The 13385-nt window shown below is 41.7% G+C and carries 7 protein-coding genes and 4 tRNA genes; 6 read left to right on the forward strand and 5 right to left on the reverse strand.

The genetic code is table 11. The features are described from left to right. Window positions 1-252: 252 nt before the first annotated feature. The 3 genes from SPEA_RS10165 to SPEA_RS10175 all read left to right on the forward strand — a co-directional run bounded on the left by SPEA_RS10165 (window position 253) and on the right by SPEA_RS10175 (window position 6889). Entirely contained in the window at window positions 253-5097 is a 4845-nt protein-coding gene (locus tag SPEA_RS10165; RefSeq protein ID WP_012155182.1) for an NAD-glutamate dehydrogenase, read from the forward strand. A gap of 59 nt (window positions 5098-5156) precedes the next feature. Then, window positions 5157-6176 (forward strand): quinone-dependent dihydroorotate dehydrogenase, encoded by a 1020-nt coding sequence (gene pyrD / locus SPEA_RS10170; protein WP_012155183.1) that lies wholly within the window; start codon window positions 5157-5159, stop codon window positions 6174-6176. Window positions 6177-6349: 173 nt separating this feature from the next. Then, window positions 6350-6889 (forward strand): cell division protein ZapC, encoded by a 540-nt coding sequence (locus SPEA_RS10175; protein WP_012155184.1) that lies wholly within the window; start codon window positions 6350-6352, stop codon window positions 6887-6889. A gap of 316 nt (window positions 6890-7205) precedes the next feature. On the opposite strand, the gene SPEA_RS10180 is transcribed toward SPEA_RS10175, so the two are convergent. From SPEA_RS10180 to SPEA_RS10200, 5 genes are all read right to left on the reverse strand, one after another. After that, entirely contained in the window at window positions 7206-7811 is a 606-nt protein-coding gene (locus SPEA_RS10180) for a peptidylprolyl isomerase (protein ID WP_012155185.1), read from the reverse strand. A 455-nt stretch (window positions 7812-8266) separates the two neighbouring features. Next, window positions 8267-8343, reverse strand: a tRNA-Met gene (locus SPEA_RS10185). A 40-nt stretch (window positions 8344-8383) separates the two neighbouring features. After that, window positions 8384-8460: transfer RNA gene (locus SPEA_RS10190), tRNA-Met, on the reverse strand. A gap of 40 nt (window positions 8461-8500) precedes the next feature. Continuing rightward, window positions 8501-8577 (reverse strand) — tRNA-Met (locus SPEA_RS10195). A 40-nt stretch (window positions 8578-8617) separates the two neighbouring features. Continuing rightward, window positions 8618-8694, reverse strand: a tRNA-Met gene (locus SPEA_RS10200). Between the two features lie 383 nt (window positions 8695-9077). Between SPEA_RS10200 and rlmKL the strand changes: the two genes are divergently transcribed. The 3 genes from rlmKL to SPEA_RS10215 are packed head-to-tail and all read left to right on the forward strand — an operon-like array spanning window position 9078 to window position 13378. Beyond that, entirely contained in the window at window positions 9078-11213 is a 2136-nt protein-coding gene (gene rlmKL, locus SPEA_RS10205) for a bifunctional 23S rRNA (guanine(2069)-N(7))-methyltransferase RlmK/23S rRNA (guanine(2445)-N(2))-methyltransferase RlmL (protein WP_012155186.1), read from the forward strand. After that, window positions 11203-11439, forward strand: coding sequence for a glutaredoxin family protein (locus tag SPEA_RS10210; protein ID WP_012155187.1), 237 nt, complete (start codon window positions 11203-11205; stop codon window positions 11437-11439). Before rlmKL ends, SPEA_RS10210 begins: the two co-directional genes overlap by 11 nt. Before the next feature lies 1 nt (window position 11440). Next, window positions 11441-13378, forward strand: a complete 1938-nt coding sequence (locus SPEA_RS10215) for an ABC transporter ATP-binding protein (RefSeq protein ID WP_012155188.1) — start codon at window positions 11441-11443, stop codon at window positions 13376-13378. The last annotated feature ends 7 nt before the right edge of the window (window positions 13379-13385 follow it).

Raw genomic sequence — 13385 nt, forward strand, 5'->3', positions numbered from 1 at the left:
AAGGGGAGCATTAGCTCCTCTTTTTTTATGAATAAAAACACGTTATATACGATTGTTATGTCAACAGTGTGAATAAAATCGGTGCGAGGTTAATATCAATGAGGATGTACCACTAAAATAGTTCTCGAAATATAGGGGATTTAGTAATAGACTTCGCGCTATGACCTAGGTCACAGAAATAGGCTCAGGTCGGTTTAAGAAGCATCCATAAAAATTAAAAAGCGCTGCCATAGCCCCTAAGGAAATAGCAACATGGCCTTGAAAGATGCAATGCCTTCAGTACTGCTCGAAAACGTAGTCAACCTAATTCACTCTAAAGTACCCAATTCACAAGCTAAGCAAGTTGAGCAGTTCGCAACTTGCCTCTATGCGCATATGTCGAAAGACGATCTGAATGCGCGTAACGACAGTGACCTCTATGGCGCTGTTTTGAGTCAATGGAACGCACTGAATAAGACCTCCGTCGGGGAAGGTCATATCAGAGTCTTCAACCCGAGCCAGTCTAAGCATGGCTGGCAATCAAGCCACTCGATTATTGAAATTATTCAACCAGACATGCCTTTCCTAGTCGATTCAGTTGGCATGGCGATTAACCGTTTGGGCATTAAGGCACATATGATGCTGCACACGCCGATGGTTATAGAGCGTCAAGACGGTGTGGTAACTCATGTTAGTTATAGTTCAGATAAACAAGAAAACGTCGACAAGGTTGCTGTTTTTCTAATTGAGATTGACCGTCAAAGTAGCGATGACGATATTAAGTCACTTACGAAAGAGATTGAGTCAGTGATTGGAGATGTCGCTGCTGCAGTTAATGACTGGGAAGCAATGTCGGCCAAGCTTGGCGAAACCATCAACGAGTTAGAAAATCGTCCTTACCCCGGTACTAAGGAAGAGCTAAATGAAGCGAAAAACTTCTTATCTTACCTAAACGACCATCACCTTACATTACTTGGCTATCGCCGTTATGACTTGCATAAAGTCGAGGGTGATTTAGAGTTGGTCGCCGATAAATCGACTAGTCTAGGCTTGATGGCTAAATCAAGTAAAACCAAAACTGAAACAGGTCTTCTCCTGTCAACTTTTTCAGAGAATGCACGTAAAGAGGCGCTAGATAAAAGCCTATTGGTGTTGACTAAGAGTAGTGAGAAAAGCCGCGTTCATCGTCCTGCCTATGTGGATTATATCGGTGTTAAACGCTTCGATGAGCAGGGTAACGTTATTGGTGAAGATAGATTTATCGGTTTGTATGCCTCAAATCTGTATAACCGTAGTCCTCGTGAAATTCCTTTACTTGCGCAAAAAGTGCAACGGGTATTAGACCGTTCAGGTCTAGCACCTCGCTCTCATGACTATAAAGCTTTAATGCATATCCTCGAGACTCTACCACGAGATGAGTTGATCCAAGCCAGTGTTACACAGCTTGCATCAATCGCTCACGGTGTACTTGAGATGCAAGATCGTGACAAGCTGAAATTGTTTGTTCGTAAAGATGGCTTTGGCAGATTCTTCTCTTGCTTAGTTTATGTATCAAAAGATAGATATAACACTAAGTTACGTGAAGATACCCAGCGTATCCTTGCGCAGCATTTCAATAGTAGTGAAGACGTGGAGTTCACCACATATTTCTCAGAGTCTACTTTGGCAAGAACCCATTACATCATCAAAGTTGACAATAATAGTATGGACGTCGATGTGGCAGCGATTGAGAATAATTTGACCGAAGCGGCTCGCTCTTGGGAAGACAAGCTTGCTAGTGCAGTGTTTAGCGCTCAAGGCGAAGAGCTAGGAAATAGCCTGATTAAGCGTTATGTGGATGCATTTCCACGTAGCTATAAAGAAGATGTTCTGCCTAGTTCTGCAGTTGTCGATATTCAGCATCTTGAAGAGCTTGATGATGACCATAAATTGGGTATGTTGTTCTATCAACCACAAGAAACAGCGTTAAACGACAATAAGGTTCGTCTAAAGTTATTCCACAAAGATGAACCTATCCATCTTTCAGACGTGTTGCCAATGCTTGAAAACTTCGGTCTTCGAGTAATTAATGAAAGACCTTATGAAGTTAAAACTGTCGAAGGTGCCACATATTGGATCCTAGACTTTTTGATGACAACCCAAAGTGTGGCATCAGATGATCTTGCTGACAGCCAGGAGCGTTTCCAAACTGCGTTGTCACAGGTGTGGAAGAAAGAGCTAGAAGATGATGGTTTTAACCGTTTAGTTCTCTCAACTGGCCTAACGGGCCGCGAAGTGTCAGTACTTCGTGCTTATGCTAAATATATGCGTCAAATCGACTCTACATTTAGCCAAGCCTATATTGAAGAGACTTTCTCAAGTTATCCGCAAATTGCTGATCTGCTTGTTAAAATGTACATTCGCAAGTTCAACCCTAAGTTGAAAACGCGTACGTTAAACAAGTTCATTGAACAAATAGATCTTCGTCTTGATGATGTTTCTAGCTTAGATGATGACAGAATTATTCGTCGTTATCTTGATTTGATTAATGCAACTAACCGTACCAACTTCTATCAGCTGGCAGAATCAGGCTTGCCAAAATCATATATCTCGTTCAAATTTGAACCTGAATTGATCCCTGAAATGCCAAAGCCACTGCCTAAATATGAAATCTTCGTTTACTCTCCACGTGTAGAAGGCGTACACCTTCGTGGTGGTAAAGTCGCTCGTGGTGGCCTGCGTTGGTCAGACAGACGAGAGGACTTCCGTACAGAAGTGTTAGGTCTTGTTAAAGCGCAGCAAGTTAAGAATACGGTAATTGTTCCTGTAGGAGCAAAAGGTGGTTTCGTATGTAAGCAACTGCCTACAGACGGTGGACGTGAAGCTTTCTTCGCGGAAGGACAAGAATGCTACCGCTTATTTATTCGCGGTTTACTCGATATCAGTGACAACATTATCAATGGTGAGGTCATTGCTCCTGAAAATGTAGTAAGACACGATGAGGACGACCCATATCTTGTTGTTGCTGCCGATAAAGGGACTGCAACTTTCTCTGATATCGCCAATGAAATTGCAATCGAATATAACTTCTGGTTAGGCGATGCATTCGCTTCGGGTGGCAGTAACGGTTATGACCACAAGAAGATGGGTATTACCGCACGTGGTGCATGGGAGTCTGTTAAACGTCACTTCCGTGAAATGGGCGTTAACTGTCAAACTACTGATTTTACCTGTTTAGCCGTCGGAGATATGGCCGGTGATGTCTTTGGTAATGGTATGTTATTGTCGAAACATACCCGACTAGTCGCAGCCTTTAACCACATGCATATCTTCATCGACCCAAATCCAGATGCCGCGACCAGTTATGTGGAACGTGAGCGTTTGTTTGCGCTGCCACGCTCTAGCTGGGAGGATTACAACAAAGAGCTCATTTCTAAAGGTGGTGGTATCTTCTTACGCTCAGCGAAGTCGATTCCATTGTCAGCAGAAATGAAGAAGATGTTGGGAAGCCAAAAAGCTTCTATGCCACCGCTTGAGCTGCTAAAAGAACTACTTAAGATGCAAGTGGATCTTATCTGGAACGGCGGTATTGGTACTTATGTTAAGGCGACCACTGAATCACATGCAGAAGTTGGTGATCGCGCTAATGACGCAATTCGTGTAAATGGCAATGAAGTCAAAGCCAAGATTATTGGTGAAGGTGGTAACTTAGGTTGTACCCAGCTAGGTCGTATTGAATACTGCGCTAATGGTGGGCGCATGAACACTGACTTCGTTGACAACGTGGGTGGTGTTGACTGTTCAGATAACGAAGTAAACATTAAAATTTTGCTTAATGCGTTAGTCGCAGATGGTGAGATGACAGTTAAGCAGCGTAATCGTCTGCTTGAAGAGATGACGGATGAAGTGAGCCGTATCGTTCTTCAAGACTGTAAAGATCAAACCAGAACGATTTCAGTCACGCAAGTACGTGGCGCTGAGCAGCTTAAAGAGCAGATTCGATTCATTCATTATCTTGAGAAAGAGGGCAAGCTTGATAGAGCACTAGAGTTCTTACCAAATGAAGATGAATTAGCCGACCGTTTAGTTAATGGTAAATCGCTGACACGACCAGAATTATCGGTGTTAGTTGCTTACGCTAAGATGGTATTAAAAGAGCAGCTATTAACTTCAGAAATTACTGAAGATAGCTTCTTAAGTCAGCTATTAATTGAATACTTCCCTAAGCAGTTACAAGAGAAGTACATCGATAATATGGCATCGCATCCGCTACGTGGTGAAATTATTGCTACTTCTTTGGCCAATGAGTTGGTCAATGATATGGGACTTAATTTCGTGCAACGTATGCAAGATGAGACAGGTGCCTCAGTAGCGGAAGCTACCATTTGTTATACTATGGCACGCGAAGTGTTTGGTTTAGCTGATTTAACCAAATCTATTACTGATTTGAATGGCGTTATTCCAGCTGTTGTACAGTGTGAAATGCTGCATCAGTTACGTCGCAATATTCGTCGTGCGAGTCGTTGGTTCCTACGCCACCGCAACCGTAACTTGAATATTGAACAGACAATCGAGTTCTTTAAACCTGTGTTTGATGATTTGAAAGTAAGCGTGCATCAATACATGGTTAATGAGGAAGTTGAAGGAATTCGCGCAGAGTCGAATGCATTAATTAAAGAAGGGGTACCTGAAGATGTTGCCATGGTTGTGGCAAATGTCAGTACCTTGTTCTCGGCATTAGATATCGCACAAATATGTGATCTTGAAGGTAAGCCAGTTCCGTTAGTCGCTGAAACGTACTTTAAGCTAGGTGCAAGTGTCGATCTACATTGGTTCCTTGAACAGATTAGCGCACAACCTGTTTCGAACCATTGGCAAGCACTGGCTAGAGCCGCCTTTAGGGAAGAGCTTGATTGGCAGCAGCGTTCACTCAGCTCTGTCGTATTGAGAACTTGTACGGAAACCTGTGATGCGAACAAGATCATATCAGAATGGATTGAGTCGAATCAGAGCCTATTGGAACGTTGGTTCCATATGCTAGCTGACTTTAAGACTTCGCAAAGCCATGAGTTTGCAAAGTTCTCTGTAGCCTTACGTGAACTTAATCTTTTGATCCTTCATTGTGAAGGTCAAAAGTAATCTGATTAAAATCAGCAGCCCTGGCAATTGCCGGGGCTTTTTTCGGTCTAGGAGAAAACATGTTTTATAAAATCGCACAAAAGTTCATGTTTCAGATGGATCCAGAACTGGCCCATAATTTCGCTATCGGCAGTTTAAAATTTACTGGTAATTCACCTTTAAATTGCTTTTATGCGCAAAATATTAAGCCAGCCCCAGTGACAATGATGGGACTAACTTTTCCAAACCCAGTGGGTCTTGCTGCTGGTATGGATAAAGAAGGTGAATGCATTGATGCATTCCATGCTATGGGTTTTGGTCATATTGAAGTGGGCACGGTTACACCACGCCCTCAACCAGGTAATGAACAGCCACGTTGTTTTAGACTAAAACCCGCGAAAGCGATTATTAACCGTATGGGTTTTAACAACAAAGGTGTTGATAATCTAGTTGCTAATCTTAAAGCGGTTAAGTCGAATGCGATGGTTGGTGTCAATATTGGTAAGAATAAAGACACACCAGTAGAGCAAGGTAAGGAAGATTACCTGATCTGTATGGATAAGGTTTATCCTTATGCCGCTTATATAGCAGTCAATATTTCATCACCAAATACACCTGGTCTACGATCGCTTCAGTACGGCGATCTTTTAGATGATCTACTTGGATCACTAAAGCAGAAGCAAAAAGAACTTGCTGAACAACACGGTAAGTACGTACCAATTGCTTTAAAAATTGCGCCAGACCTGTCAAGTGAAGAGATTGAGAAAATAGCTGACGCGTTAATTAGAAGCGAATTCGATGCAGCTATCGCAACCAATACTACATTAACTCGTGACGGTGTAAGTGGTTTGCTTAATGCCAATGAGGCGGGCGGACTAAGTGGTAAGCCATTGAATTCATTGTCTACAATGGTTATCAAACAACTTGCTGATTGTTTAAAAGGACAGCTGCCAATTATCGGTGTTGGTGGTATTAACAGCGCTGAAGACGCACTTGATAAACTAGACGCCGGTGCTGAAATGGTACAAATTTATTCTGGTTTTATCTATCAAGGACCAAAATTAATTAAAGATATTGTAGAAGCATATCGAATTAAATAAGCCCTATCGATCTAAAGTTATTATTTAGAGCATAAAACGATCATTGGGATCTTAATTGGATCGCAATGATCGTTTTTATTTAATAATTCTAATACCATATCGAATAAAATTTATTTTGATATTGATGAAATTATCATCTATTATCGGTTTGTATCTAAATAAAGGTAAACGTTATGTTATTAATGCCAAAAAGGGATTGGCAGTGGGGATATAGTGAAACGCATGGAGTGTTAAGCGTTTCGTTAGGGGATGACATGGAGTTTTTGTCGCCTTATAAATTAAAGTCCTTAATACCTGATGCCAAAGAAACAATGGAGTTTAGTGTTGAACACGCTAAGTTCTATATAGACTTGGTTGATCGTTTATCAAAAACACTTCCATTGAACGATGCATTATTAGTTCAAATTGCATTAAATGCTACTGCTGCTCATTTTCTATTAAAACCTCAAATGCCGAAGTCATGGTTTTTTAGTACTTCACATCAATGTGTTTATAGTGAAGTAGGCAAACTATTTCAATTGACGACAAGCGAGCACACAGTTCTAGCAATGGTGATAGAGTCTGGATTACAAGCATCTTTAGTCATGATCATGTCAGCAGAATGCCGTTTAACAGACACGAAAACACTGGGTCAGTTTGAAACGATAAAAGTTATGCATGACAGGTTGGCGCCACTCACAACATCGACCCAGCAGCAGATCTACGCAGCATAAAAACCACGCAGTATTAAATTTAGGAATTACAAAGTTCTTGCTAGGTTTTCTAGGCAACTCCAATGTGATTAGTATTAATTCGCTATATATGTGAGTCAGCTCTATCTAATAGCGAGTTTTTAAATAAAGGCTATTCATAGTTTTACTGTAGGTGCTCATTGCAATCATTGAGGATATTTATTGGCCCATAGTAACTTGCTAGTTGCTCAGTTAATAGTTTGCAGTGAGGAAGCGAAGAGGGTGGGAAAATATGATAGGGTTTATATGTTAGTGTCGCGCTATAGAAAGTAAGCAACGACACTCATTTTATAGCTTGTTAATTGACCATACAGCTAGATTCTGTAAGTGAATTAATAATGATTTCTGTTTTCGGAACATCATTACTATCCGTTTCAACGATGCTTATCTGATCCACTACATCCATACCTTGCAATACCTTGCCAAACACAGCATAGCCATAGTTAGCGTCTGTTGCATCTAGCTGAGGGTTATCTAATACATTAATGAAAAACTGAGTGGTTGCAGAATCAGCTGCACTCGTACGAGCCATAGCAATGGTGCCGCGCTTATTACTTATCCCTATATCAGCCTCATTAACTATCGGTTCGTTACCAGGCTTATATACTAAACCACTAGTAAAACCTCCTGTCTGTATTACGAAATTATTGATAGTGCGATGAAATAAGGTTCCAGTGTAGAAGCCTTCATCAGCATAACTTTTAAAGTTTTGACCCGTGATTGGCATGTTAGTTAGATCGATAGCTAATAGTATATCGCCCATAGTCGTCGACATCTGGTAACAAATGTCAGCTTGTAAATTTGGTGCTTGGATAGGAGGTTGAGGTATTTCAACATTATCTGTTTCGCTGCCACCGCAAGCGGCCAAAGTCATACAAAATAGAAGAGGAATTGCTTTATTCATTTTGTTCTCACAATTATATCATCAATTAAAATGTTGTTAACCTGATGTGTCTGGTGTTGCAGTTGAGTGTTGATTTTAACGATTCTAGGCAGGGGAGCAATAAGCTAGCGTAAATGGATACAAACTGTCGCAGCTTATGGTTAGAAGGTTATTGCTGGACTTTGAATTCTATTGAGTTAAAGAGTCGGTTAATAACTTTATGGAGTGATGGCAGCTTTAAGCTTTTAAATAGTGGGAGCTGAATTGAGATTTATAAGATAAGTGGCAACGACCTTCGCTAAGCGGTTAGAGCTGAGCCCAACTAGCTACCAAACTGCTCTATCCCTCATCACAGCTTCTTATAATCACTAGAAGCTTAAAGGAAATGGAGGGTAAACAATTTACAAATTTCAGATACAAAAAAACCAGCTTTCGCTGGCCTACATATAAACTTTATTCTTCTATAAAAGAAGAAATGGTTGCGGGAGCTGGATTTGAACCAACGACCTTCGGGTTATGAGCCCGACGAGCTACCAAACTGCTCCATCCCGCGTCCGAATTGTATTTATTAGTTTTACTTCATTATAGGGAAGTGGTTGCGGGAGCTGGATTTGAACCAACGACCTTCGGGTTATGAGCCCGACGAGCTACCATACTGCTCCATCCCGCGTCCGAATTGTATTTATTAGTTTTACTTCATTATAGGGAAGTGGTTGCGGGAGCTGGATTTGAACCAACGACCTTCGGGTTATGAGCCCGACGAGCTACCAAACTGCTCCATCCCGCGTCCGAATTGTATTTATTAGTTTTACTTCATTATAAGGAAGTGGTTGCGGGAGCTGGATTTGAACCAACGACCTTCGGGTTATGAGCCCGACGAGCTACCAAACTGCTCCATCCCGCGTCCGAATTGTATTTATTTTACTTCATTCTACAAAAGATATGGCAACGACCTTCGCCTTGCTTTTATAAAGAGTTGAGTCAGAGTAGCTTTTATACTGCTCCATCCCGCGTCCAATTTTACATCTTCAAAAACACTACAACTTAAGTTAAAACTCAGTGCCTGTCCTGAAGAGGTGGCGAACTATAGCGATGGCTTAGATACATTGCAACAAACTTTTGTAATTAGTTGCTTACATGGTGGTTTATTGCTCGCTTATCGATTTGTTGGTACTTAAATCTATATTACTGGCTTTTAATTAGGCTTTAACCAATAACTTTTATCTTTTGGCGGCGCTAGCAGGTATAATGCCTAACTAATTTTTACTGTGTGTCGACTATCTATCAATGTTAAATTTTTTTGCTGCAGCTCCGCGGGGCTATGAATACGCGTTATCACTTGAGCTAGCCGAGCTAGGCGCTTCTGAAATTAAAGAAAGTGTTGCCGGGGTTTATTTTTCCGCTCCGTTGGAGCTTGGATATCGTATAACGCTGTGGTCGCGTTTAGCGAGCAGAATCATTTTTGTCATTTACAAGGGACCTTGTGAATCTCCTGAGCAACTGTATAACGCAGCCTATGGTATTGACTGGCAGATGCAGTTTTCGAACCGCAGTACATTTAGCATCGATTTCCACGGTCTAGGTGGCTTCATAAAGAACACCCAATTTGGTGCGTTAAAAATCAAAGATGCGATTGTTGATCGTTTTAGAGATGATGACTTTTCTCGTCCAAATGTTGAGAGAGTGGATGCAGATTTTAGAATCGATGCGCACTTTAGACGTGGCGAGATCACTATTGGTATCAATTTCTCTGGCCCAGCACTGCATAAGCGTGGTTATCGCTCTACAACGGGTGAGGCGCCACTAAAAGAAAACTTAGCAGCTAATATGCTTGTTCGTAGTGGTTGGCAGGCTGATAAAGTTGATTTGCTTGATCCTTTCTGTGGTAGCGGAACTATTTTGATTGAAGCGGCCATGATGGCTTGTGATATCGCGCCAGGTATTCACCGTGAACGCTTTGGTTTTGACCATTGGTTACCTCACAACAAGAAAGTATGGCAAGAGCTATTAAATGAGGCTCAAGCCCGTGCATCTATCGGTAAAACCCGTTGCGAAATTAAGTTCTTTGGCTCAGATATTGACTCTCGCTTAGTTGCGTTAGCAAAGCGTAATGCAGAAAATGCGGGCGTACTTGAGTTGATTGACTTCAGCGTTGGCAATGCATTAACTATTGATGTGCCGGTAGAGTCTGGCTTCTTGATCTCTAACCCGCCATACGGTGAGCGCTTAGGCAACGTAACCTCATTGTTGCAACTGTATTATCAGTTAGGTGATAAGTTTAAGGCTGAGTTTGGTGGTTGGAGTATTGCTATTTTAAATAGTGATATTGAACTGTTATCAGCATTGAAACTAAAAGCTGACAAGCAGATGAAGATGAATAACGGTGCACTTGAGTGTGCGTTTAACCTTTATACGGTTCATGCTGAAAATACACGCCGCGTCGATCCAGCAAATATCAAAATTGAAGGCGATGTCAGCGATATCGCCGTGCCGTTTGCTAACCGTATTAAAAAGAACTTTAAACAGTTAGAAAAGTGGGCTAAGAAAGAGGGCATCGATAGTTACCGACTATATGATGCCGACTTACCGGAATACAATGTGGCAGTAGATAAGTATCTTGATTACGTTGTGATTCAAGAGTACTCCGCGCCATCGCAAATTCCAGAAGCAGTGACTAAGCGTCGTCTTACAGACGTTCTAATTTCTTTACCTAGCGCAATTGGTATAGACCCGAACCATATTATTTTGAAAACCCGTGAACGCAAGAAGGGTACCAATCAGTATGAGAAGTTAGTTGCCAACAAACTTGAACTTATTACCACGGAATACGGTGCTAAGTTTAAGTTAAACCTAAAAGAATACTTAGATACTGGACTGTTTCTCGATCACCGTTTAACACGTAAGCTTGTTGGTGAAAAATCAAAAGGTCGAAGTGTTTGTAATCTATTCTCTTATACGGGTTCTGCGTCAGTACATGCAGCACTTGGTGGGGCGACTTCAGTAACAACTGTTGATATGTCAAATACTTATATCGATTGGGCAAAAGAAAACTTTGCATTAAATGGCTTAAATAGCGATAAGTATCAGTTCGTTCAAGCTAACTGCCTACAGTGGATGAAAAGGACTCATGATAGATTTGACCTTATTTTCATCGATCCACCGACTTTCTCTAACTCAAAGCGTATGGAAGACTCGTTTGACGTAGAACGCGATCATGTCGCTATGTTAAGTGATGTGTTTAAGCTGCTAAATCCTGGCGGAGAAATCATTTTCTCTAACAACAAACGTAAATTCAAGATGGAAATTGCGGCTTTGGAAGCACAAGGTATGTCGATTAAAAACATCGATAACCAAACACTGCCACTGGATTTCAAGCGCAACCCTCACATACATAATACTTGGTTAATTACCCATGCAGGCTAAGGCCTCGGTTATTTTATATCACACAGATGCGTGTCATCTGTGTGAGTTAGCAGCTGAGTTGCTCATACAGATTGGTGTTAAATATGATGCCTTGGATATCTGCGATGATGAAAACCTAGCTGAACAATATGGCATTCGAATTCCGGTCGTCAAAATTGTCGATAGTCAATGTGAACTTAATTGGCCGTTTGATCTCGAAGCATTAGAAGAATTTTTAGGAGCGTAAGTTGAGTCTCGTACGTATTAATAACGGCTCTTTAGCCTACGGTTATACCCCATTATTGCAAAAAGCGGATTTTACCATTGAACCCGGTGAGCGTGTTTGTATCGTAGGCCGTAATGGCGCTGGTAAGTCAAGTTTGATGAAAGTGTTAAGTGGTGACGTACTGCTTGATGAAGGTGAGTTTAACATTGCAACTGACGTTAAAGTAAGTCGTTTGCAACAAGATCCACCTAAAGCAGAGCAGGGTACTGTGTATGCGTATATTGCAGCAGGCCTGCAAGAGGTCGGTGAAAAGTTAGAGCGTTATCATCAGCTTTCTCATGATTTAGCCACAGCCTCTCCAGATGAAATGGAGCGTATGCTTAAGCAGATGGAGCGTCTTCAAGATGATATCGATCATCTTAATGGCTGGCAGCTTGATAACCGAATTAATCAAAACTGTGAATTACTCGGCTTAGACGCTGATGCTGCATTATCGGAATTATCTGGTGGTTGGCAACGTAAAGTGGCACTGGCGCGCTCTTTAGTAAGCGATCCAGATCTATTGCTGCTTGATGAACCGACCAACCATTTAGATATCGACACGATTGAATGGTTAGAACAATTTTTATTAAGTTACCGTGGTGCTATCGTGTTTGTCAGTCACGACCGTGGCTTTATTCAACGCATGGCGACACGAATCGTCGATCTTGACCGTGGTGTGGTGACTTCTTGGCCTGGTAACTACCAAACTTACCTAGACGGTAAGGCTGAGTGGCTACGTGTTGAAGCTGAGCAAAATGCCCACTTCGATAAAAAGTTAGCAGAAGAAGAGGCTTGGATCCGTCAAGGCGTAAAAGCTCGACGTACTCGTAACGAAGGTCGCGTTCGCGCTCTTAAAGATCTGCGTGTAGAGCGTATGGCTCGTCTTAATCGCCAAGGTGGCGCAAAGATGGCCGTTGCCGATACAGATCGCTCGGGTAAATTAGTATTCGATATTGAAAATCTTGAATACAACCTACCTGAGAAAAATTTAGTTAAGAACTTTAGTTCAACGGTTATGCGTGGTGACCGTATAGCGCTGATTGGTCCTAACGGCTGTGGTAAATCAACTCTTGTTAAATTATTGATTGGTCAGCTAGAAGCACAATCGGGTAGCGTAAAAGTGGGTACCAAACTTGAAATTGCCTATTTTGACCAATATCGTGAAGCGCTAGATCCAGAAAAGACGGTTGAAGATAACGTTGGCGAAGGCAAGAAGACGGTAACTATCAATGGTCAAGATCGCCATATCTTGAGCTATTTACAGGACTTTTTGTTCTCACCTATGCGAGCAAGAACGCCTGTTAAGGCGCTGTCTGGCGGTGAAAAGAATCGTCTGTTGTTAGCACGCTTATTATTAAGACCTGCAAACCTTATTATTCTTGATGAGCCAACCAACGATCTTGATATTGAGACCCTAGAGTTGTTAGAGTCACTACTAGCGGATTACAAAGGTACGCTATTACTCGTCAGCCACGACCGTGCATTTATCGATAATACAGTAACCAGTAGTTGGTGGTTTACCGGTAATGGCGGCTGGAGCGAGTATGTGGGTGGTTATGAGGATGCGGTTTCTCAAGGGGCAAGATTTTACTCTGAGGAACCTCAAGCAACAAATGCTGTCCAAGCAACAAATGCTGTCCAAGCAACTATTGTGGAAGCTCAACCAGTAGTACAAGCAGCTGAGAAGAAAGTAGAAAAGAAGCTTTCTTACAAATTACAACGTGAATTAGAGTCTCTGCCCGCTTTAATGGAGCAGTTAGAGCAAGATATTGAAGCACTGCAAACTGTTGTTAGCTCACCCGAGTTTTATGCTCAGGAGCAAAAAATAGTGAATGAAAACTTGAAAGCATTGTCCGATAAGGAAAGCGAGCTTGAGAGTTGCTTTGAGCGATGGGAAGAGCTCGAATCATTGAAGTAAGCTAAAA

The organism is Shewanella pealeana ATCC 700345 (assembly GCF_000018285.1).
GTDB classification, from domain to species: domain Bacteria; phylum Pseudomonadota; class Gammaproteobacteria; order Enterobacterales; family Shewanellaceae; genus Shewanella; species Shewanella pealeana.